Genomic DNA, 20,288 nt, shown 5'->3' on the forward strand with positions numbered 1-20,288 from the left:
GGGCTTCGGCGCTGTCCGGCATGCCGTGACCGCGGCCCTCGTCCACGGTCGCGCCCTGCACGCCGTGGACGGTGGTGGCGTAGCCCAGCGCCACCTGCTCGCGCACGTAGTCGGCGGGCAGGACGGCCTGGCCCCCGTACTGGGTCTCGCCGTTCGGGCCTTGGCCGTCCAGAATGCGGCGCACGGCCAGGCTGCCGTCCGGGCGCACCTCATCGACGGTGTAGTGCCGGCGGTTGACCACCTCGTCCCCGGCGCTGTCGTTCTTGCGGGTGTTCTTCCTGGCCACGATCTCATCGCCCCGGCCGACCGTCACCCCGCCGGCCACCTCGGAGTCCAGCCACAGGCCGCGCTCCTCGACCACCCCGGCCTCGACCAGCCGTGAGCGAATCTCGTTGTTCAACCGGGCGGCGGTCTCGTTTTTGCTGGCACTGAGTGCCCCGGTGCGCCCGTCCAGCATGTTGGCCACGTGCCGGCGCACGTCGCGCTCGGTCATCTCGTCCGCAGTGCCCTGGTGGAGCAGGCCGCGCTTATGGAGTTCGGGCACCACCGTGGCATCGCCGGACCGCAGACGCAGAGAGGCGTCGGCGTACCACTCGTTGATCGAGCCGTCCTTGTTCCGGAACCGGCGCACCGTGTCCAACTCCACGAACGGCGCGTGCTCGGTGAGCATCCGCAGGCCACCACCCGCGCCGACTGCGGTCAGCTGCGCGTCGTCCCCGGCGCCCAGCACCTTGGCCCCGGCCGCGCGGGCCACCTCGCCCAGCTCGAACATGTGCGGGTTGGCGGCCATGCCGGCCTCGTCCAGGATCACCATGTCCTTGGGCCCCAGCTGGGCCATCGCCTTCTGCTCGGGCGTGGGCGCGAAGTCTCCCCGATTCCAACCCAAAAACCTCGTGGTGTTCATGGTCGTGGTCACCCCGGCCTCACGCAGCACCTCGGCGGCGGCCTGCGACGGGGCCAGGCCGACGACCTTCCCGCCGAAATGCTCTTCCCACGCCTTGACCACGACGGCGGTCACGTACGTCTTGCCCGCGCCGGCCGGCCCGATCAGGGTCTGCCACTCCCGGCCCCCGGTTAGGATCTCTCGCACCGCCTGGGCCTGGTCCCCGGACAGGTTGGCCTCCCGGATCACCCGCTCCACCTTCTCCGCCGGCATCACCAGCTCCGGGCGGACGGTGTTCGCCATGCTGACCAGCCGCTCCTCGTTGGAGAGCTGGCCGGTCGTGGCGTACCGGGCGTTCGTTGGCGGGTCGAAGGTGCTCTTACCGTTGAGCAGCTGCAGGTCGGCCGGCGTCGGCAGGACCTCGAACCCGCCTACCTGTACCGGTCGGTCCAGGTCGCTCAGCCCGGCCCTGCCTGCCAGCGCGTCGGCCACCATGCCGTCGAACAGCGTTTTGCGCTCGGCCTCCCCGATCCCCGGGAGCCGCGGCACGACCATGCCCAGCTCCGACCGCAGGTCAGCGGCCGTCCACGTGGTTTTCTTCTCCTGCACCCGGGCCACGGCCTGCGCGATGATCCCCGGGCTGTCCAGGCGCTGCGGACCGCCGGTTGCGAGCAGCTTCCGGTCGGCCTCCCTGCCGGCGTTCTCCATCATTGCCACGGCCTCGCCCAGCGACTGGCCCAGCCGCTCCATCGCGGCGGCCTCGTACCGGGCGGCCAGCTCCGAGGTGGTCGCGCCCACCTCGGCCTTGCGGTCCCGACTGGCCAGCACGAACTGCTCACGCATCATGGCGCGCAGATACCGGCCCGGCTCGTGCCCCCGCCGGGCCTCGTACGCTGCGGCCCAGTCGTTGTAGTCCTTGTCCACCTCGCCCTTGCGGGTGGAGAACGCCGCGCGCTGCGCCTCGGTGCTGCCGACGATCTCCCGGGCCACCCCGTCCGGGCGGAGCTCCATCACGATCGGCAGGTGCGACTGCTCGACGTGCTGTTCCATGGCCCGCAGGTACTCGGCGTCCATGCCCAGCCGGGTGTTTTTCATCGACCAGGAGTCAAGCGTGCGCCACTTCTCGGTCCCGTCCGCGTCGACGGTCTTCACCCGGTTCGGGATCGTCGCGTGGGAGTGGATCTGGGGGTCACCGGCCCTCGATGTGAGGTGGAAGAACTCCATGCCGATCCACTCGTGCGCGTCAACGTACCGGCCTGAACTGGCCCGGTGCTCGGCGCTGCCACCGTGGTGGCCGGCCCGGCTGTATCCGGCTTCCTGCTGCGCGAACTTCAGCGCTGCGGCGACCCCCGCGCGGTGGGCGGCCTCGATCACGGCGGCGTCCTCGGTGCGGCCCGTGGCCAGCAACCCGGCGTGGTAAATGGAGATCGACTTCGGGGCGCTCAGGGTGATGTCGAAAAATCCCACGGCCTTGCGAGTGGCCTTCGCCTCCTCCAACCGGATGGCGTCAATGCGCTTCTTGTCGGCTAGCGGCTCGGCCTCCAGGCGGGCCTTAACGCGCTCTTCGGTGCTCTTGAACTTCCTCGGCGCGGACCCCAGCCGGGAGTTGTCGATGGCGGTAGCGTATTCCTCATCTTCGATGGCAGCCCGTTCCCGAGACGACACCTTGCCGCTGATCTCGCCCAGGCGGGCGGTGATCCGCGACTCTGCCGCGGCCATCTCCTCGCGGTAGCGCTGCGGGTGGCAGACGTGCCCGATCAGGGCCTCCACGTCGCTCTCGGTCACCACGTCGCCGGCCGTCACGCCCAGCTCCCCGACGCCCTCACCGACCCACCAGCCCAGCGGCCGGTCCTCGATCGCGCCACCCTCCACGCCGTGGGCGTAGTAGCCAGCGGCGTGACTGTGGTCGGCACAGCCTTCTTGCTTGAGCAGGTATTTGACCGCGCCAGGACCCGCGCTCATGGCGGTGATTCTGACGGTCATGTCAGCAAGGATACACATGATCTTGAATCCAGTACATCTAGATGCCTAGGTGTGTCATCTGTACTTGACTTGGTTCTTGATCTGGATTTTGACTTTGACTTTGATCTTGTACGGGGGTGAGACTGACGGGACGGCGGCGAAGAGGTGGTTTGGGGGGCGAGCAGCTGAGAGCGGAAGAGAGATGATCAAGCAGAGAGGAATGTGGGTTGAAGATCAACCGGCAGCCCCGCCGCGCGGACGAGACAAGATCGACTAGGGGCACCGGCCCGGTTGACGCGCCAGCGGAATCCCGGCACTCACGGCCCCGGGCCGTGGTGCCGGCGCACTCACCCGCAACCGACAGTCACCACCCCGACCCACCCCCGGCGCGCGGCGCCGGCCCGGCGATGGCGCGAATGCGCCGAGCCAGGGCCGCGCCGAGCGCGCCCCGCCCCCTGGCGGGGACGAAGCCTCGGCGTCCAGCCGGGCGAGTCCCCCGCCAGGGGGCGGGGCCGTTAGGTGGTCTCCACCCCGGGCCCACGGTGCGGGCTTATCTACGTAGATAAGTGGTGGTCCGGGCTGAGGGCGGGGCCGTTAGGTGGGGTGGGGGTCAGAGGTCCAGGGAGAGCTGCCCGGGGTGGGCTTCCCCGGCCGCGCCGACGTCGGCCAGTACGGCGTCCAGGGCCTCGGCGTCGGCCCCGGCGGCCAGGGCGGCGAGCAGGGCCTGGTGCAGGGCGACGGCTCGGCCGTACGGCCCCCGGGCGTCGGCGCCGCCCCACTGGCGTGCGCCGAGCAGGCCGGTCCGGGCGGTGCGGCCGCGGTGCTCCCGGTCGTTCGCGTTCTGCCGGTTGGTGCCGACGTCCAGGTGCTCGCGGGCGACACACAGCGGCTCGTCGCAGGAGTGCATCACCTGGACGTCAGGCCCGATCGGTCCGTGCCAGGCGGCGTACGCGTAGCGGTGCGCCCGCCACACCCGCCCCCGGCCGGCACGGTCGCCGGCCGGGGGCTCGGTGGCCAGGTCCTCAAGCAGCGTCGGCTCGGCGGCCGGGGCGAGCTCGGGTCCGGGGCCCTGGACCCAGAACTGCCCGTACCCGTCGCTGCGGGGCGGCTTGAGCCACAGGACGCACCCGGTGGGGGCGGGGAGCACGACCGTCTGCCGGCAGAACCTTCGCCAGTCGCCGGCCGGCACGTGCGGCGGGTAGCCGACATCCCTGCCCAGCCGGTCGACGGCCGGCGGCTCGGTGGTCATGACTCGCGGGGGGCGATCGGGGGGCTGATCACGGAGAAGCGGATCTTGCCAGGGACGACGGTGGTGTTCATCAGGACCTGGTACAGCGAGCCGTCCGGCGGGCCCAGCACGTCGCGCTGGAACAGCTCCACCGGGAGGTCGACACTGCCGCCCAGGTGCATCAGGACGGCAACGAGCCAGCCGTGTGACAGGTCGTGATCGGTCTGGGGGTCGGGGAGCTCGGTCACGGGGTCCTCCATCGGGGCCGTTAGGTCGGGGGTCAGAACGGGGCGCGGTCGCTGAACAGGTCGGCGTCGGGGTGCGAGCTCCGCCACGGGGCGAGCGACAGCATGGCCTCGGCCAGGGTCGCGGCGCGGCTCTCCGCGATCGGCCGGCCGTCCGGGTCGTCGTGGGCGGTGACGGTCACGACGTAGGCGGCCGGCTCGGGCTCGGTCACCACGTCGTACTCGCCCATGACCCCGATCACCTCGGGCCAGTACGTGGCGGTGAGCTGGTGGCCGGCGCGTAGCAGCTCCTCGACGTCCAGGCGGTCGTCCAGGGCGGGCCGGTCGGCCAGCAGCCGGGCGGCGATCAGGGCAGCGACCGGGCGGCCGCGTCGGGTGAGGATCTGGGGCTGCGCCTCGCCCCAACCGGTCGCGGCATGCACAAGGTCGCCCAGCCGGGCGCGGGCGGCGCTGACGGCGTGCATCGGCAGGCCGGCCAGGGGCTCGGTCACCTCGGACAGCGGGGCGAGCGCGGCCCACTCCCACCGGTCGCGGTGCAGCAGCACGATCTCGCCGGCCTCGGCGGTGGCGACCAGCGCGGCGAACTGGGCGCGGGCGGCCTCGACGCCTACGCCGTCGCCGTGGCGCTCGATCAGCTCTCGATACTCCACGGGGATGTCCATCATCATCCCTCAATTGTAAGGCACCTTACGACTCAAGTGCAAGGGACCTTACAGATACGGCGTTCCTATTTGGACCGGCCGGTGGGAGAATGGATCGATAACGGCGAAGGAGTGAGTGGTGGCGCTGAAGCTCAGACGGTGGCAGAAGCAGGGCCATGACCGGCTGTACATCACCACGGCCTCGGGGTCAGAGCTCGGATGGGTGGACCTGCGCACCAACCGCGACGGCATCCGGGTGCCCGGGATGTGGCCGGAGATCCAGGCCGCGGTTAACCGCTGGAAGTCTGAGAATCCGGGCTGGTCGCAGAGCAGGCCGGCCCGACCGGCCGGCATCTCGCAGAGTCGCCAACCGCTCCGGCGCGGGGACCTGGGCGTGGACGTCGACGGGGACGGGGACCTGGCGGCGGTGCGGGCCGGCGCGGGCGTGCAGCAGCGCGCCGACCAGCTGCGCCCCGGCTGGGGGATCCGGCTGCTGTCCGGGGTGTTCGGCCACCGGACCGCTGACCGCTCCTGGGCGGTCGGCGCGGCCGGCGAGCGCGCGGTGGGCAAGAAGCTCGACAAGCTGGCCCGGAAAGGCAAGTGGCGGGTACTGCACTCCGTCCAGCTGGGCGGCGGCGGGGACCTGGACCACCTGCTGATCGGCCCGCTGGGCGTGTTCTGCATCAACAGCAAGCACCACCCGGGCGGGAAAGTCCGGGTCACCCGGAAGGGGATCCGGGTCGGGAAGCGGGAGACCAGCTACGCGGACAAGGCGGGCCGGGAGGCACGGCGGGTCCAGCTCGCGCTGCGCTCGGCCGGGCTGTCGTGGATCGCGGTCCAGCCGGTGATCGTCGTGCACGGGCACGCCAGCCTGTCCGGGCGGCGCAACTCCGCCGGGGTCTCGGTGCTGGCCAGCAGCTCCGTCTGGTGGTGGTTCCGCGTCGGTCGGGCGCGGCTGTCGACGGCGACCGTGGAGCAGGTCTACGCCATCGCGCGCCAGTCCTCGACCTGGGCCGGCGCGTAGCCGCGGCTGGGTCGCCGGGTCCTACCTGAGGTCCCCCACGCGGTAGAGCGTGAGGGACGTCCGGAGGCAGGCTTGGAGGATCTGCAGGGTGGGCGGGGGAGCCTCGGCCTGGGTGCTGGCCAGCGCGGCCAGGTGTCGCCGTGCCCGGTGGGTTATGGCTCGGGTGGTCCGGTCCGCCGTCATGGGTTCGCCCGCGCGGTCGCGTAGGTCGAGCACGTTGAGGCGGCCCTCGCTGCGGTCCCGGTCGGCGGATGCTAGGTCGTTGGCCAGTCGCACGGCCACGGACGCGCTGGTCATGGCGCGGCTCCACCTGCTGAGTACAGGCGCCGGGGCCACGTCCCCGGCGAGCAGCACGAGCGTCCACGCGAAGCTGCGGTAGTTCATTGCGGGGCCGGCCACTCGCAGGTAGTTCTCGACGGTGGGGGCTGGATCTCCGAGCGCTACGCGGCGGCTGTGGGCTGCCTGGGCGATGCCGGCCAGCGTGGCCTCGTACAGGGCGGAGCCGACAAGACGGGCGACGCCTCCGGTGTCGTACGCCTGCAGTCGGCCCCACAGGCTCGCCAGCTCGGTACCGAACGGGTCTCGGGGGTCGGGCCTGGTGCTCCCGGTCGTGATGCCTCGCACCCGGGCCGCGAGGCTCTGCAGCTCTGGCCTGGTGGCGGCCGGGTCGTCCAGGTCGTCGTCCAGTCGGGCGATCGTCCATAGGCCGTACTCCACCGCCAGCAGTAGCCGGTCGCGGTCCAGGGCGGGGGCGATGGCGGCCACCGTGGCGGGCAGGGTCTGATAGACCCTCGCTGAGCGGTCGGCCTCACCTGGTGCTGCGCGGTGGCGCGCGGCTTCGGTAAGCCATGCCGCGTTGGACCGCACTAGGTCGTGGTCGGCTGGGGCCACGTTCTCCAGCAGGTGCTCCACCTAGTCCAACTCCTCGAACTGGAGCCTGAGCGCGGCCAGCTCCTCGGGGCTCATGCCGGTGAGAATGGCGTCTAGCTCGGCTTCCTGCTCGGCCATCTCCTCGTCAGCAATCTGGTTGATCTTGACTTCGAACTCGCTGAGCCAGATCGAGTAGCGCAGCAGTGCCCCGGTGACCCCCACGCAGTCAATCAGGGTCAGCAGGTAGTCCATCCAGCTTGAGGTGATCAGGGGGTTTCCTGCGGCTGTGTACGATATGGACTCCACTAGGACCAGCAGCAACGCAACCGCTGCCCATGCCAGCATGTACCGCTCCGCGCGCCGCGCCTCGGTTCCGCGCTGCTGCTCGTAAGCGATGAGTCCCACGACCAGGGGCATGGCGGCCATCGCCATGAGGGACTGCCGGACGTAGGGGGCCACGAACTGCGGGTTGGCTATGTCCATCGCGATGAGCATCACGAACAGAAACGTGGCGGACACGAACGCGCCGCCGCTCACCAGGGTGAGCCGTGCCCGTTGCACTCCGTCCGGGTCGGGCATCCCGCCGTACCTGGTGCTGGCGGCCAGGCGTGCCCTCCAGAGGCCATAGAGCACCATCATGCCCGTGAACCCGAACATGGTTCCGACACCGAGCAGGGTCTCACCGAAGAGCACCGGCAGGCCGGTGCCCTGGGTGGCCAGCTGGATCAGTGAGGACACACCCCACACGCTCGATCCGACCACCACCCAGATCACGCTTTGGCGCCACACGACGTAGCCCCACTTGGCCAGGAAGGCGGCGGTGCGGACCTCGACCCGCTCCGGGAACGAACCTCGGCCGACCCGCCGGGCCAGCCATTGGACACCGGACAGTGCCCCGGCCATGGCCCGGTAGGACCACGGGCCCTCGCCGGGGGCGGGGATCGTCGCCTTGTGCTTGTGGATCTGGGAGTGCGCGGTGAGCGCGGCCACGCCCGCGAGTACGGCGGCGGCGATCAGCATTTGATGCGCCCACCGCAAAGAGGCGGGCCAGTCCAAGGGGATCAGGTCACTGATGATCAGCACCATCTGACCGGCCACCGCCACCAGCCCCGCGCACAGGCGTACCCACCCGAGCCGGCTGGTCAGCGGCGTCCGTTTCTCCCCGGTCATGGCTGGCGCACCCCCAGCTCCTCGACCTGCTCAACGACGGCGGCCGACAGGAACTCGTCTTCTTGCTCCATGAACCGCGCGAACCGCGCCAGTGCCCGGGCCCTGATGTTGCTGGTGATCCGGTCCAGGTCCTCCTGGCTGAGGTGTTCGGCGTTGGCGTTCAGAGCCGACCGCGTACGCGTCAGGGCGGCCAGGACCTGAGCGGGGTCGGTGAGCGGCTGATCCGCGACCGACAGCGGCGCGGTGCCCGGCTGCGGGGTCGGGTCCTGCCCGGTGGCGTACATCCGCGCCGCCGAACCCGGCTCCCATTGCAGCGCCCGGTCCAGGCCCTGCAGCGTCCGGGTCGACGGAATCGACTGCCCCGTCTCCCGCTCGATGTTGCCCAGCTGGCGCTCGCCCACCGACGCCGTAGCGGCGAGCTGCGGGCGGGTCATGCCCAGCTGCTGGCGGCGGGCCCTGATGCGCTCGCCCGGCGTCGTCGTCGGCATTACGCGTCCTCCTCGTGTGCAAGCGACCCCCGTCCACGTCATCCTCCCACCGGGACCGGCCAGCAGGTAACCCATTACCCCAAAACAGGCAATCAATTTCCTGTAAGGGGGTTGCGTGTTACCTGATCACGTGCCTAGGGTGCCTGATCAGGCAATGGATTTCCTGTTGGCCTTGAAGGGGGGATCTTCCATCTTGCCGCCACGGAGGTCCCCGCACCCGGGGGCTTAACACCCCTAGGAGTGTCTTTTGTCCATTTATGTACCTCCCGATGTTCCGGCCCTCTCGGGGCCTGCGGCCGGCGTGGTCGGCCTCGATGACCCGTGGAGCGCGCAACTGGAGTTCCTGTGGCACCGGTTGGACTTGGAGCTGCGGACCCTTATCGGGTTCCCCGGGGCCAGAGATGTGGACTGGAACCTGTTCCGCCGTTGGATCATGCGGCCCCTCAACGCCTTCGGGGATCCGGACTCCGATCCGCGGTGGGCCAACCACGCGCGTGAGTACGAGCGCCAGGTGGTGACCTGGGTGGGCGACCTGTTCCGCGCCCCCGCCGACCGGTGGGGCTACGTCACCTCCGGCGGCACAGAGGGCATCATTGCCGGCCTGCGGCTGGCTCGGGCTGCCCACCCGGGCGCCGTCGTGTACTACTCGGCTGCCGCGCACGCCTGCGTCCCCGATGCCGCTGAGCTGCTGCGGATGCTGGCCGTGCCCGTCGACGTCGACGGCGGCGGGGAGATGGACTACGGGGATCTGGCCCGCAAGGCTCGCGCCTACCCGGGCCGGCCCGCCGTGGTGGTGGCCACGGTCGGCACCACGATGACGGAGGCGACGGACAACACCCATCGGATCCACGCGGCGCTGAACGCGGCCGGGGTGGGTGACCGGTACCTGCACGTGGACGCGGCGCTGGCCGGCATCCCCCTGGCCCTCCTCGATGATGGAGACCGTCCGGCGGCACTCGACATGACCAACAGCCGCGTGGACAGCCTGTCCATCAGCGGGCACAAGTTCCTGGCGGTGCCGATGCCGTGCGGGGTGGTCATCGCCCGGCGCTCCCACCGTGACCTGATCGCGCGCCCGGTCGTCTACACGTCCACGGTCTCCTCCACGGTCCTCGGGAGCCGCTGCGGGCACACGATCTTGATGCTGTGGTGGGTGCTGCACCGCTACGGGCTCGACGGTCACCGCCTGCGGGCGGTCCTGGCCCGTGACCTCGCGTCCTACTTGGTGGACCGGCTCACGGAGTCCGGGCACCTGGCCTGGCGTCATCCGCACTCGATGACGGTCGTGCTCCGACGCCCGCCCGCCGCGATCGTGCAGCGCTGGCAGCTGGCCACGGCCGGGGAGTGGAGCCATGTCGTCACCATGCCCGGGGTCACCCGTGACGTCCTCGACCAGTTCCTCGAGGAACTGCGCGACGCGGACCCCACGGCTGTGAACCGGAGGGCGGCGGCGTGACGTGCACCGTGCCGCGTACCCGGCCCCTCGACCAGCCCGGACCCGACGCGCCTTCCCCCGCGTCGGGTCCGGGCGGGCCCGTCCGGGCGCTCGCGCGTCGAGTGGGTGCTGTGCCGGGTCTGACGGTCCTGGTGCCGCTGCTGGTGGGGGCGGCGGTCGGATCGGCCATCGGGCACCGTCCGCAGATCCGGCCAGTGACGGAGCTGGCGGGTCACCTCCCGCTCTGGTGCATCGGGGTGCTGCTGATCGTCGTCGGGGCACAGGTCCCGGTGCGCGCGCTGCGGGCCCTGGCCACCCGCACCCTGGCCGTCCTGCTCGCGGCCACGCTGCTGCCGGCGCTGCTCGTCCTCGGCTACGGCTGGACGTGGGGCGCGGCCGGCGTCCTGGGCGTGCCGCTGCTGACCCTGGCCAGCGCGAGCATGAGCGTGTCCAACAACATGTGGACCGCCATCGTGCAGAAAATCGGCACCCCGGCGGATGTGGCGGCCGGGTGCGTGGCGGCCGTGGTGTCCAGCGGCCCCCTGGTGCCGCTGCTCGTGCTCGCGGTCTGGGGCGGGCGGTCGACGTCCCTGCCGTGGGCGCTGGTCCTGGCGGCCGTGCTCCTCCTGGCCGGCGGGATCCTGACCGGCACCGTACTTCCGGGCAGCAGGCGACTGCTGGCCCGGCTCACCACCCCCCTGCTGCTCGTCATGAGCGCCGCCATGGGGTGGGTGGTCCCGCTGGGGTCTTTGGTCCGGGAGGCTCCAGCGGGAGTGGTGGTGGCCGTGCTCTCCGGGGTGGTGACCGGAGGCACGGCCGCCCTGCTCTGGGCCCGTGTCCTGCACCGGCCGGCCGCGATCGGCTGGGCCGCTGCGGCACCGGCCGGCGTCTCCGTCGCGGTGCCCACCATGGTGGCCATCGCTGACCCCACCTGGTCGCAGTGGGTACCGGTCGCCACCGCTCAGACCGGCGCGGCCGTCCTCGCCGGGATCGTCCTCGCGGCGGTCCTCGGCGCCGTCACCCGACCCCGCGCGGGGAGGTGACCACCGTGGACCCCATCACCCTCGGCACAGTCGCCGGCGCGGCCGTCGCGCTCGCCGGCATCAGCCGCGGCTGGCTCCGCGCCCGTGGCCGGCTCGTCCAGACAGAGCGGACCCTGGACCGTGTACGCCATGACCTGGCCTCGGCCCGGTGGGCGGCCGACCACGACCCCCTGACGGCCCTGCTCAACCGGCGTGGCCTCGCGGCGGAGGTGGAGCAGCAGCTGCGGCCCCTGCCCGGGTACGCGGCGCTGCTGATCCTCGACCTGGACGGCTTCAAGGCCGTGAACGACACCCTGGGCCACGCGGCCGGGGACGCGCTGCTGGTGACGGTGGCCCGGCGCCTGCGCGGTTTCGCGGCCGGCCTGCCGGCGGCGCGGCTCGGGGGCGACGAATTCGCCGTGCTGATCTCCGGTCCCTACCCGGTGCCGGTGGCCGCGGCGACCTGGCCCCATCCGCTGGGCGTGCGCCTGGCGGAGCTGCTGGCGGCTCCGATGCTGATCGGCGGTCGGACGCTGCGCGTCGGGGCCTCGATCGGCATCGCCTCCGTGGCTGAGCCCGCACCCCTCGGGGTGCTGCTGGCCCGGGCGGACGCCGCGTTGTACCGGGCCAAGGAGTCCGGCGGCGGGGTCGCGGTCTACAGCCCCCGCGAGGATGCCGGCCGCGTCGGCCGATCCCGCCTTTCCCGCGCGGGCCGCGCCGCTCACCCGGCGCCCCTCGCGTAGCTCACCCACCTGACAGGAGACACCACCGTGCCTGACATCCCCTCGACCACCCAGCCGACCCTCGACCCGCCGCTGCCGGCACCCACGCCCGGGGCCTCCGTCAGCGGCGTGGTCGGGGTGTCCCTGCTCGCGGTTCTCATCGCTGTGGTCTGCGGAGTTCCGGCATACGCCTGGGCACAGCTGGCCACGGACAGCTGCGGCGTGCAGTGCCCGATGGAGGACACCATCAGGACGCAGTTCGGCGTGGCCGGGTCCGTCCTCGGCTCCATGCTCGTGGGGGTGCTGCTCGGCGCGATCGCGCCACGGCGCTGGGAATGGGTCCGGGGCGTGCAGCTGTGCGCGGCCGTCATCGCCGTCTGCGCCGCAGTGTGGCCCGTCGCCTGGACCCTGCTCGGCGGGCCGCAGTCATGACCAGCGCCCGGCCCGAGCGGTGGCTGCGCGTCCTCGCCGGGGTCCTCGCCGGCCTGGGCGTCGTGATCCTCATCAGCTGCGGCCCGTTCGCCCTGGGCCTGTCGGCCATGGGCACCGACACCTGCACCGGAGACGCACCGTGCCCGGCGGCCGACGCCATTGATCGCGCGTTCACCGGGTCCGTTGCGGCCACGGGCCTCGGGGTGCTCATCGTCCTGGTGCTCCTCTTCGCCCCTCGCCGCTGGATCTGGGCGCCCGTCGTCCAGGTCGTCGCCGGGGTCCTCGCGCTCTGTGGCGGGCTCTACCCCCTGGCCTGGCTCTTCGCAGGCGGACCGCACCCCTGACATCCCTGACCACCCGGCCGGATCCGGCCGGGCCCTACCCACCACCACGGAGTACGCCATGACACGCATCACCACACCCCGGGTCCTCGGCGGGGCGGCCCTGCTCTGGGTCCTCGCCCTGGTCGTCGCCATCGCCCTGCCGATGTCCGACCGGCAGACCTTCGAGGATCAGGCGCTGGCCGAGCAGCGGGCGCTGGCCATCCCGGCCAGCTGGGGCGACTCGTCCACCGTGCGCGACGTCCCGTCGAGCGGGCGGCACGCCTCCATCACCTGGTACTACCCGACGCAGACCGGCGCCGCGGCCGTGACCGACGTCGCCCAGCTAGGCGACCTGGCCCGGGAGCAGGGCTGGCAGGTGCGCAACTGCGGGAGCGAGACCTGCATGGCCAAAGGGGGCTACCACCTGATGGTCGATCTGGTCGCCTGTGACGGCGACGCACAGCGGTGCGGCCTGGCCGTCTCGATCTCCTGGACCGCGCCCCTGATCGCCGGCCGGCTCCTCGGCATCGTCACGGTGCTGCTCGCGCTGGCCGTGGGCGCGTACCTCGCGGTGGTCCGCTCTCGGGCCCGGGCCGCGTCGGTCCCGGCCGGCGGTGACGGCCAGGTCGTCCCGGCGGCCGGCGGGGACACGCTGTGATCCGCCGCGTAGTCAACTGGGTCTTGGTCGCTGCCGTGATCGGGCTGGCCGCGTCCACCGCGGTCCTGTGGTTCACCCCCGACACGACCGGTAATCACTCGCTGATCATGGGGGCGGCCTGGGTCTCCCTGGTCGCGTTCCTCGCGCTGATGGTGTCCCTGGTGGTGCAGCTCGGCTACATCGTCGTGGACCGGCTCCGTCAGCTCGCGGCCGACGCCGAGCAGCGGCGGGGGCGGCCGTGATGGACACCACGCGTGCGGCGCGGGTGGGCGGCGGCCGTGGCTAGGGCTGCCCGGCAACCGGGCGACCTGCGCTCGACGCGCCCCGCCCCGCCCTCGTCGGCCCCGGATCCCTCGACACCGCCCCCGGCGGCCCCGGCCCGCTCTTCGCGGTGGACCGCTCGGCGGGTGTGGCTCATCGTCGCCGGCACGGCGGTGCCCATGATCGTCGGCTGCGCCGGCATCGCAGTAGTGGTCGTGTGGCCCATGGCGGTCGGCCCCAGCTGCTGCACCAGCCCCGGTCTGGCCGTCACGGAGTACGTCGACAACACCCTGGGCGCCGGCTATTTCCCCTCCGCCGACCCGACTCGGGCCAAAATCGCGTCCTGCTCGGATGCGGCGAACAAGCGGAGCTCGGCGGCCCTGACCGCCAAAACGCTCCTCACGACCGGAGCAAGGGCCGACGCGTACGAGACGTTCCCCCACGACTCCCGGCCTGGCCCTGACGGTGCCACCATCGTGCAGACGGAAGTCCAGATCACGGTGGGTACCGGCGCGACCTGGTACACGGGCATGGCCTACTTCGACGTCACGGTGCGCCCCATCAAGGGCGGGAGCCGCTGGTGCGTCGACTCCATCGTGTCCATTCCGGATCCGCAGTGAGCACCGCGACCCCCGATGTGCAGATCCCCCAGGCCGGTGGCCGGTGGCTGCTCGGCGCGGCCGGGGTCTCCGTCCTGACCTGCTGCGCGGCCGGCGTCCTCGGCTGCGGCGGGTACCTGTCGGATCCGGCTGCCGGCGATTTCACCTCGACGGTGGTCGGGGTGCCGCTCCTCGCCCTGGTCCTCGCCGCGCTCGTCGGCATGGGCCTGGGGGCCTGGGCCGGCTGGACGGATGAGCGCGGCGGCCGAAGCCAGCCGCGCGCCCTGGTCCTCGTCGCCACGGTGCTGCTCGGTGCCCTGCCTGCGGTCGTGGCCTACCTGGTGGCCCGGTGGATCGCGGCACGACAGGTCCGCTCGGACGTGCACCTGCGAGAGCAGCAGGCCGCGGCTGTCTGGGCCGACTGGGAGCGGTACTGGGCGACCGTGCCGGACGGTCTGGCTGCGGCCCGGGAGCTGGCCAGCCGGGACTGGGGACGGCCGGGCGCGGTGGCCGGCCTGGTCCTGGACCCCCCGGCCCGGCGGGTGCGCGTGGCCAGCCCCCGGGGCGCGGCGCTGGTCATCGGCCCGCCCGCCTCCGGCAAAACCACGGCCGTGATCATCCCCTCCGTGCTCGTCGCCCCCGGCGCGGTGGTGGCGTCCTCGATCAAGCTGGACGTGGCCCTGGCCACGGCGGCCGTGCGGGGCCGGCTCGGCCGGTGCTGGGTGTTCGATCCGGGCGGCGACCCGGGGGCGGTGCCCGGGATGGAGCTTGCCCGCTGGTCCCCGCTCGTCGGCCTGGACACCTGGGACGACGCGCGCCAGGTCGCCTCCCGGATCGCCATGGCGCTACGCGGTGGGGACGACGGTGACGACAACAACATGGCCCACTTCATCGACAAGGCGCGTGACTGGCTGGAGATCTTCCTGTACGCGGCGCGACTGTCCGGGGCGGACATCGGCACCGTGGCCAGCTGGGCCGGTGCCCCTGACCAGCCGGCGACCCTCGCCCGGATGGACGAAGTACTGCGCCCGGGCGGCGCGATCGACTCCGACTCGGAGGGCCCGGGACTGGCCCGCGAGCAGCTGGCCGGCCTGCTGACGATCGAGCCGCGGGAGCGCGGCAGCATCCGCTCGACCCTGGCCCGCATGGTCCGCATCTACGGCGCGGCCTCGGCCCGGCGGTCCGGAGCTGACCCGAACTTCGTCCCTGACACCTTCGTGCGGAGCACGGACACCCTGTACATCGTCACCCCGCCGGAGCGGGTGGCGGAGTACGGGCCGGTGATCGGCGCACTGCTGGAAGCCATCCGCCACGCCACCTACCGGCGGCACGCTGCGGAGGAAACCGGCCGCGAGCCTCGCCGGCCGCACCTGACCATGTGCCTGGACGAAGTGACCAACACCGCGCCCATCGACGTCTCCTCGATCGTGTCGGAGGGCGGCGGGCAGAGCCTGCACGTCATCGTCGGCACGCAGGACCTGGCCCTGGTGCGCGCGAAGTTCGGGGCGGCGGCCGACAGCTGGTTGACGGTGTTCCGCTGCAAGATCGCGCTACCGGGCATCCTCGACCCGTACACCCTCGACGCGCTGAGTAAGGCCAGCGGAGAGTACGACCGCACCGTGGTGTCGGTCTCGCAGTCCACCAGCCACCTGACCCGCTGGCACATCCGCCACACCCGGCGGGAGCCCAGCTGGTCCACGCAGTCCACACCCCGGCTCCGGCCCGGCGACATCGCCCAGATACCGGAGGGCGCCGCGATCGTGTGGACCGGCGCGACCTGGTCCATGATCGACTGCCCGGGGTTCTACTCGGAACCGGTCTGGCTGGCCGCGATGCGCCCGGCCGTGCCCGTCTACGGCGACCGGCCCCCGGGTGGTCCGGGGGCCGGCGGGCAGAACTCCAGCTAGATCAGCTTGCCCAGCGCGTTGAGCGTCTGGGCGACAATGTGCTTCCGCTCGGCTCTGACCTGGCGGGCGTCGTGGGCCGCGTCGCGGTGGCGGTGGTCGGGTCCGTACAGGCCGGCCTGCCCCGTCTGGGCCACGGCCCGCTCGTAGAGCCAGTCCGCGTCATCGGACATCAGGACCGTGAGGGTGGCCCGCTCGTAGTCGTCGGCCACCCCGGTCAGGTGCTCGGCGGCGACGGCCAGGGCCTCCTCCGCGACGATCCAGCGGTGGTGGGCGGCGATCCAGTCGGCGGAGCTGGCGGTGGACAACGCGGTGTAGGCCAGCCACGCCTCCTCCCTCGCGGTGGTGACCGGCGACACGGCCGCGGCCTCGGCCAGGGCGTGCTCCACGAGCGCGTTGTGGTGGTGCGCGGCCTGCCAGCTGTGCGCAGCGGTGCGGGCGGCCTGGTCGTCCTGGCCCCAGTAGCGGGGCTCGGGCTCGCGGCCGGTGTACCCGTTGATCGTGATCGGGGCCGGCGGGGCGGGCGCGGGCTTGGCGGTCTTCTTCATCGGAATGTCCTTCGGTCAGACGATGATCAGGGCGGCGACGAACAGGAACAGCCAGTGCGCGGACTGGTCCAGGGCGTAGGACCCTGTGCCCAACGAAGGGTTATCCGGGCGGTCGGTGTCGGCGTACTGCGGGCGCGGTGCCCCCAGCCGGAAGAACGCGGCGTGCCCGGACAGAGCGGCCAGCCAGGCCAGCGGGGCGCGGCGGTCGAGCAGGTAGTGGGTCACCGCGCTGACGGCCAGGCCGGCGGCGACCCGCCCCGGGTGCAGGTCCAGGTCCAGGCGGAGCTCCACGGCCAGCAGCGCGGCCGCGGCCGTCACCGTGTAGGTGGCCACGTGCCGGGCGCACGCCAGCCGGCCGACCCAACCGGGCCGCCCCTTCGTGTTGGCCTGGTGGTCGGTCTGGATCCAGTGATCAGCGAAAGTGTGCGCGAACAGCAGCGCGAGCAGGGCGGCGGCGAACACCGCGGCTTTGTCGGTGGGCATGATGGTGGTGCCTCCTGATTTCGGGTTTCAGCGGTCGGGTGGTGCGGTCGGCCCCCGTGTCTTGTCCGGATCGGGGGCCGGCCGGTCTACTCCTCGTCCAGGTCGTACAGGTCCTCCGGGGCGTACCCGTGCGTGCTGCACAGGTACGGGGCGGTGCGGGTGGCCCGCGTGTAGAACTCGCCGTCACACACCTCGCAGGCGACCAGCTTCCGGCCCCGCCGGGCCTCCCGCGCCTCTTCGCGCTGCTCGGCGGCGATCTCCAGCGTGTGGTCCGCGTCCATGACCAGCCGATCGGTCTCGGTCACCAGCCGGGACAGCAGCTCGGCCGGGGTCTCCAGGGTCGTCATCACGATGTCCTCCTGTTACTCGGCCCGAAAGCCCTGGTCGATGGGGATCCAGCGCGGGGTCCGGCCGTACTGCTCGATGAACACCGGGGCCATCTGCTCACGCAGGTTGTCGGGGTCGGCCTCGCGGTCCCACGACCCGAACACCTTCCCGTCCCGCACGGCCTCCCACGCCTCGGCGGTCTGGCGGAGCTCGTAGACGCACGTCGACGGCCGGCCGGTGGCCCACCGCTCCATCCGGCTGGGCGGGTCGCGCAGGATCTGCTCCCGCTGGTACTGCACCGTGCTCGACGGCGCGGCGGAGGCCGTGGCCAGCTGGCGCACGCTGCCGCCCGCCTGGGCGTGCTCGCGGACCACCGCCCGGCGCACGCCCTCCAGGCGCGGCAGCAGCTCCTGGTCCAGCTGCGCGATCACCCCTGCCCAGTAGGCCACGCCCCGCTGCGGGGCCTCGCCGGCCGGCCGGGTCCGCAACTCCACCAGCGCGTCCAGGGTGGATCCCAGCCACGCGGCCATCGCGGCCACATCGGCCTCCAGCCCCTCGTCCTCGATGGGGTCGAACTGGTACACGATCCTGTCCGGATATCTCTGCACCCTCACGTCGTCACGCTCCCTTTGGTGTACGAAAGTTCGTACACTCATGCTGTACGAAAGTTCGTACAGCCACAAGGGAAGTGTCAGCGGCCCGACACCAGCCGGGGCCCACTTATCTACGTAGATAATTTAGATTCCGAGCCCTCTGGCCTCGGGAAATGCTGGAGGTATGTACGCCTAAAGCTCGCGGATCTCGGGGCCGTCCGGGACGATGCGGCGTAGCCGGCCAGCGTCACCCGTGATCACGGGGAACCCTCGGCCCTCGGCGGCGATCAGCACCACGGCCGCGGCTGGGTCGAACACTCCGGCGCTGTCCAGCAGCTCGGCCACGGCCTCGGGGTGGGCGGGCACGGTCAGGATCGCGGGGTGGTCCAGCAAGCGGGCGAGCAGGTCGGCCTGGTGCGGGTAGACCATCGTGGCCTCGGCCACGGCGGAGTCCGGCACGATGATCTGGGCGCCGGAGGTGCGGGCCAGGCGGAGCCAGACCAGCGCGGTGGTGTGGCTGGTGAGCAGGGCGGCTAGGGCCGACCCGTCGAGCACGTATCCCGTGACCGACTCCGGCGCGGTCACTCCGCGATCGGCAGCAGCCGGCGGGCCTCTGCGTCCCCGGGCCAGGACATCCCGAGCAGGCGGTACCCGTCGCGCCACTCCTTCAGGGTCGGGGTGCCGCCATCGGCCAGCAGCTCGGCCTCGATCAGCTCGGCGCGGGCCTCACTGCGGCCCAACTCGGTCGACAGGTCGATTTCCATGCCGACCACGGTACGCCCGGCCAGCGCCTCCGCAACAGTCGGCGGTTGTGCTGCGGTGTCCGGCAAGCGGTGCGCTCGGTAGCGTGACGTACGGTAATTCCATGAGCGCTTTGGATGACGGCCAGGTTGCGTGGATCCAGTCTCAGGTACAGCGCGGTGTCCGCACCCGCCAACATGAACGGGCGGCCCCGGCCGTGGTCACGGCGGCCCGGTTCTGCGCCGACCCTGCCACGGTCGCCCGGGCCGTCCGCGCCGTCGCAGAACTGCACGCCGATGGTCTCCTGCGGGCGGGGCTGGACGTGGCCGCGCGGGCGCTCGTCGCTGACCATCCACCGACCGCAGACATCACGCTGGTTCTGAACGACCCGAGGAGCGACTACCGCGCTGATGACGTTGAAGACCCAGCCGGGACGTTGCGGGCATACACCCGGGGCGAACCGGAGCGGGCCTGGCAGCAGCTGGCCACCCGCGAGCGGCGACAGATGACCCTGATGGCGTTCGCGTTCACCCTGCACGAACAGGCCGCCCACCCCTCAATCCGTCCCCACTCCAGCGTGATCTAGTCAGGCTGGGCGGGGACTCCACTGCGTGCACCTCTGGCCAGGTCCTGCGGTTACGGTCCGGGGATGGTGCGGTGGCGGCTGGTGTGGGAGAGGTACACGGGCGGCCGGCGGGAGCTGGTCGTGGACTCCGTGGCCGCGCTGCGGGCGGCGCGGCGGGTTGCCCTGGACCACCCGGACACGGTGGCCGTGAAGTTCTTCCGGCTGTACGACAACCGGAGCTCGGCGGCGTACTGCGCGGCTGGGCACGCGGTGCCTCCGGCTCAGGTGAGCGTCCGCGACGTCTGCCGGTGCGGCCTGGCGCACGTGAACATCGGGAGCTGCGGGCACCTCGGGTGTACCGCGCCCCGGGGCTGGGATCCGCCCTTCGGGGAGGGCTGCGGGCCGCTGCCGGAGGATCCGGAGAAACCTCGAGTTCCACTTAGGTCACCCTAAGTTGATCTACAACATATGGCACATTATGGTGTTGCCCGATCAAGATCAACTAGATCAGGCGTGGGGGTTGGCCATCCGCCACTGGATCGCGCCCACCTTGCTGGCGAACATGAAGAACAAGCACAGGAACACCTGCAGCTGACCCTCGACGTCCAGGCGCTCGACCTCGGGCACGTCGTCCCACCCCAGATCCTTGCGGCTGGCGGTACGCCGATTGAAGATCCGGCGAGCCAGCTCGTGGTGTGCGTCGCTGATCTTCAGCGGGTGCATCTCGCGGATGTCGTAGCCCTCGGGGAGCGGCAGACCGGCCAGCTCCTTCGGGTACCGGGTCATGATCCGGGCGGAGGTGTTGACCACGTGCAGCGCGATGGCCGGCCCCATCTGCATCTGCTGGACCATGCTGGCCAAGACGTCGACGGGCACGACGTCCTCCGCGATGCTGACCGGCGTGTTGATGTCCAGGTCCAGGCGCTCCATCGCCAGCGCGATGTTCTCCATGACCTGGCTGGCGTTGACGACCACCTGTCCGCCGCCGCTGATGCTCGCCCTGCCGTGGTACGGGTCCAGCAGCTCGGCCACGGCCTGGTCCTCGGCGGCGGGATCCTCAGCGGCCGGGTCCGGCTTGCGGCGCTTCCAAAACCATCCCATCGCTGCCACCTCCGGTGAACGTCGTCCCTGCTGGCGGCAAGTATGCCCCGGGCCTGCGACATT

At 71.7% G+C, this 20,288-nt stretch carries 25 protein-coding genes; 11 read left to right on the plus strand and 14 right to left on the minus strand.

Going from position 1 to position 20,288, the window contains the following annotated elements:
* From mobF to AB0M43_RS38160, 4 genes are all read right to left on the minus strand, one after another.
* Window positions 1-2,866, minus strand: a 2,866-nt coding sequence (gene mobF / locus AB0M43_RS38145; protein ID WP_363732449.1) for a MobF family relaxase, incomplete at its 3' end; no start/stop codon positions are given.
* Between the two features lie 589 nt (window positions 2,867-3,455).
* Complete coding sequence (locus AB0M43_RS38150) at window positions 3,456-4,094, minus strand: HNH endonuclease (protein ID WP_363732450.1); 639 nt, start codon at window positions 4,092-4,094, stop codon at window positions 3,456-3,458.
* Window positions 4,091-4,321, minus strand: coding sequence for a hypothetical protein (locus AB0M43_RS38155; RefSeq protein WP_363732451.1), 231 nt, complete (start codon window positions 4,319-4,321; stop codon window positions 4,091-4,093). The genes AB0M43_RS38150 and AB0M43_RS38155 overlap by 4 nt, the downstream gene beginning before the upstream one ends.
* Before the next feature lie 32 nt (window positions 4,322-4,353).
* Complete coding sequence (locus AB0M43_RS38160) at window positions 4,354-4,986, minus strand: hypothetical protein (RefSeq protein WP_363732452.1); 633 nt, start codon at window positions 4,984-4,986, stop codon at window positions 4,354-4,356.
* A gap of 112 nt (window positions 4,987-5,098) precedes the next feature.
* On the opposite strand from AB0M43_RS38160, the gene AB0M43_RS38165 reads away from it, so the two are divergent.
* Window positions 5,099-5,983 carry a nuclease-related domain-containing protein gene (locus tag AB0M43_RS38165; RefSeq protein ID WP_363732454.1) on the plus strand — a complete coding sequence of 295 codons (885 nt, stop codon included), beginning with the start codon at window positions 5,099-5,101 and terminating at the stop codon, window positions 5,981-5,983.
* Between the two features lie 21 nt (window positions 5,984-6,004).
* On the opposite strand, the gene AB0M43_RS38170 is transcribed toward AB0M43_RS38165, so the two are convergent.
* Genes AB0M43_RS38170 through AB0M43_RS38180 form a run of 3 tightly spaced genes read right to left on the minus strand, consistent with a single transcriptional unit; the run spans window position 6,005 to window position 8,511 of the window.
* A complete protein-coding gene (locus AB0M43_RS38170; protein WP_363732456.1) occupies window positions 6,005-6,895 on the minus strand; it encodes a hypothetical protein in 891 nt (296 codons plus the stop codon).
* Complete coding sequence (locus tag AB0M43_RS38175; protein ID WP_363732458.1) at window positions 6,896-8,023, minus strand: hypothetical protein; 1,128 nt, start codon at window positions 8,021-8,023, stop codon at window positions 6,896-6,898.
* Window positions 8,020-8,511 carry a helix-turn-helix transcriptional regulator gene (locus AB0M43_RS38180; protein WP_363732459.1) on the minus strand — a complete coding sequence of 164 codons (492 nt, stop codon included), beginning with the start codon at window positions 8,509-8,511 and terminating at the stop codon, window positions 8,020-8,022. Before AB0M43_RS38180 ends, AB0M43_RS38175 begins: the two co-directional genes overlap by 4 nt.
* A gap of 301 nt (window positions 8,512-8,812) precedes the next feature.
* On the opposite strand from AB0M43_RS38180, the gene AB0M43_RS38185 reads away from it, so the two are divergent.
* From AB0M43_RS38185 to AB0M43_RS38225, 9 genes are all read left to right on the plus strand, one after another.
* Window positions 8,813-9,967, plus strand: coding sequence for a histidine decarboxylase (locus AB0M43_RS38185; protein ID WP_363732462.1), 1,155 nt, complete (start codon window positions 8,813-8,815; stop codon window positions 9,965-9,967).
* A 110-nt stretch (window positions 9,968-10,077) separates the two neighbouring features.
* The gene (locus AB0M43_RS38190; protein ID WP_363732464.1) at window positions 10,078-10,989 is read left to right on the plus strand and encodes a 2-keto-3-deoxygluconate permease; all 912 of its coding nucleotides are present in this window, start codon (window positions 10,078-10,080) and stop codon (window positions 10,987-10,989) included.
* A gap of 5 nt (window positions 10,990-10,994) precedes the next feature.
* Window positions 10,995-11,711 carry a GGDEF domain-containing protein gene (locus AB0M43_RS38195; protein ID WP_363732466.1) on the plus strand — a complete coding sequence of 239 codons (717 nt, stop codon included), beginning with the start codon at window positions 10,995-10,997 and terminating at the stop codon, window positions 11,709-11,711.
* A gap of 27 nt (window positions 11,712-11,738) precedes the next feature.
* Window positions 11,739-12,122, plus strand: coding sequence for a hypothetical protein (locus AB0M43_RS38200; RefSeq protein WP_363732468.1), 384 nt, complete (start codon window positions 11,739-11,741; stop codon window positions 12,120-12,122).
* A complete protein-coding gene (locus AB0M43_RS38205; RefSeq protein WP_363732470.1) occupies window positions 12,119-12,466 on the plus strand; it encodes a hypothetical protein in 348 nt (115 codons plus the stop codon). Before AB0M43_RS38200 ends, AB0M43_RS38205 begins: the two co-directional genes overlap by 4 nt.
* Before the next feature lie 58 nt (window positions 12,467-12,524).
* Window positions 12,525-13,103: a hypothetical protein gene (locus tag AB0M43_RS38210; protein WP_363732472.1), complete on the plus strand. Its 579-nt coding sequence runs from the start codon at window positions 12,525-12,527 to the stop codon at window positions 13,101-13,103.
* Complete coding sequence (locus tag AB0M43_RS38215) at window positions 13,100-13,345, plus strand: hypothetical protein (protein ID WP_363732474.1); 246 nt, start codon at window positions 13,100-13,102, stop codon at window positions 13,343-13,345. Before AB0M43_RS38210 ends, AB0M43_RS38215 begins: the two co-directional genes overlap by 4 nt.
* Before the next feature lie 165 nt (window positions 13,346-13,510).
* Window positions 13,511-13,984 carry a hypothetical protein gene (locus AB0M43_RS38220; RefSeq protein WP_363732476.1) on the plus strand — a complete coding sequence of 158 codons (474 nt, stop codon included), beginning with the start codon at window positions 13,511-13,513 and terminating at the stop codon, window positions 13,982-13,984.
* Window positions 13,981-15,870, plus strand: a complete 1,890-nt coding sequence (locus AB0M43_RS38225; protein ID WP_363732479.1) for a type IV secretory system conjugative DNA transfer family protein — start codon at window positions 13,981-13,983, stop codon at window positions 15,868-15,870. The genes AB0M43_RS38220 and AB0M43_RS38225 overlap by 4 nt, the downstream gene beginning before the upstream one ends.
* Here AB0M43_RS38225 and AB0M43_RS38230 read toward each other — a convergent pair.
* The 6 genes from AB0M43_RS38230 to AB0M43_RS38255 form a co-directional block, all read right to left on the minus strand.
* Entirely contained in the window at window positions 15,867-16,415 is a 549-nt protein-coding gene (locus AB0M43_RS38230; RefSeq protein WP_363732480.1) for a hypothetical protein, read from the minus strand. The two genes, AB0M43_RS38225 and AB0M43_RS38230, sit on opposite strands and share 4 nt — an antisense overlap.
* Window positions 16,416-16,430: 15 nt before the next feature.
* A complete protein-coding gene (locus AB0M43_RS38235; RefSeq protein ID WP_363732483.1) occupies window positions 16,431-16,898 on the minus strand; it encodes a DUF3307 domain-containing protein in 468 nt (155 codons plus the stop codon).
* Window positions 16,899-16,984: 86 nt separating this feature from the next.
* Entirely contained in the window at window positions 16,985-17,245 is a 261-nt protein-coding gene (locus AB0M43_RS38240; RefSeq protein ID WP_363732485.1) for a hypothetical protein, read from the minus strand.
* Window positions 17,246-17,260: 15 nt separating this feature from the next.
* Window positions 17,261-17,839 (minus strand): hypothetical protein, encoded by a 579-nt coding sequence (locus AB0M43_RS38245; protein ID WP_363732488.1) that lies wholly within the window; start codon window positions 17,837-17,839, stop codon window positions 17,261-17,263.
* A gap of 171 nt (window positions 17,840-18,010) precedes the next feature.
* Entirely contained in the window at window positions 18,011-18,403 is a 393-nt protein-coding gene (locus AB0M43_RS38250) for a PIN domain-containing protein (RefSeq protein ID WP_363732490.1), read from the minus strand.
* Window positions 18,400-18,582, minus strand: coding sequence for a hypothetical protein (locus AB0M43_RS38255; RefSeq protein WP_363732493.1), 183 nt, complete (start codon window positions 18,580-18,582; stop codon window positions 18,400-18,402). Before AB0M43_RS38255 ends, AB0M43_RS38250 begins: the two co-directional genes overlap by 4 nt.
* Before the next feature lie 101 nt (window positions 18,583-18,683).
* Here AB0M43_RS38255 and AB0M43_RS38260 point away from each other — a divergent pair, with 101 nt between their 5' ends.
* The gene (locus tag AB0M43_RS38260; protein WP_363732495.1) at window positions 18,684-19,145 is read left to right on the plus strand and encodes a hypothetical protein; all 462 of its coding nucleotides are present in this window, start codon (window positions 18,684-18,686) and stop codon (window positions 19,143-19,145) included.
* A gap of 486 nt (window positions 19,146-19,631) precedes the next feature.
* On the opposite strand, the gene AB0M43_RS38265 is transcribed toward AB0M43_RS38260, so the two are convergent.
* Complete coding sequence (locus AB0M43_RS38265) at window positions 19,632-20,225, minus strand: hypothetical protein (RefSeq protein ID WP_363732498.1); 594 nt, start codon at window positions 20,223-20,225, stop codon at window positions 19,632-19,634.
* Window positions 20,226-20,288 lie beyond the last annotated feature (63 nt).

The sequence above is a fragment of the Longispora sp. NPDC051575 genome, assembly GCF_040681875.1.
In the GTDB taxonomy this organism is placed as follows: Bacteria; Actinomycetota; Actinomycetes; order Mycobacteriales; family Micromonosporaceae; genus Longispora.

Coding starts and splice junctions, on each gene's coding strand:
- AB0M43_RS38255 (WP_363732493.1), bottom strand. CDS start 18,582: ATGGAAATCGACCTGTCGACCGAGTTGGGCCGCAGTGAGGCCCGCGCC.
- AB0M43_RS38235 (WP_363732483.1), bottom strand. CDS start 16,898: ATGCCCACCGACAAAGCCGCGGTGTTCGCCGCCGCCCTGCTCGCGCTG.
- AB0M43_RS38260 (WP_363732495.1), top strand. CDS start 18,684: ATGAGCGCTTTGGATGACGGCCAGGTTGCGTGGATCCAGTCTCAGGTA.
- AB0M43_RS38150 (WP_363732450.1), bottom strand. CDS start 4,094: ATGACCACCGAGCCGCCGGCCGTCGACCGGCTGGGCAGGGATGTCGGC.
- AB0M43_RS38180 (WP_363732459.1), bottom strand. CDS start 8,511: ATGCCGACGACGACGCCGGGCGAGCGCATCAGGGCCCGCCGCCAGCAG.
- AB0M43_RS38175 (WP_363732458.1), bottom strand. CDS start 8,023: ATGACCGGGGAGAAACGGACGCCGCTGACCAGCCGGCTCGGGTGGGTA.
- AB0M43_RS38205 (WP_363732470.1), top strand. CDS start 12,119: ATGACCAGCGCCCGGCCCGAGCGGTGGCTGCGCGTCCTCGCCGGGGTC.
- AB0M43_RS38210 (WP_363732472.1), top strand. CDS start 12,525: ATGACACGCATCACCACACCCCGGGTCCTCGGCGGGGCGGCCCTGCTC.
- AB0M43_RS38240 (WP_363732485.1), bottom strand. CDS start 17,245: ATGACGACCCTGGAGACCCCGGCCGAGCTGCTGTCCCGGCTGGTGACC.
- AB0M43_RS38230 (WP_363732480.1), bottom strand. CDS start 16,415: ATGAAGAAGACCGCCAAGCCCGCGCCCGCCCCGCCGGCCCCGATCACG.
- AB0M43_RS38265 (WP_363732498.1), bottom strand. CDS start 20,225: ATGGGATGGTTTTGGAAGCGCCGCAAGCCGGACCCGGCCGCTGAGGAT.
- AB0M43_RS38160 (WP_363732452.1), bottom strand. CDS start 4,986: ATGATGATGGACATCCCCGTGGAGTATCGAGAGCTGATCGAGCGCCAC.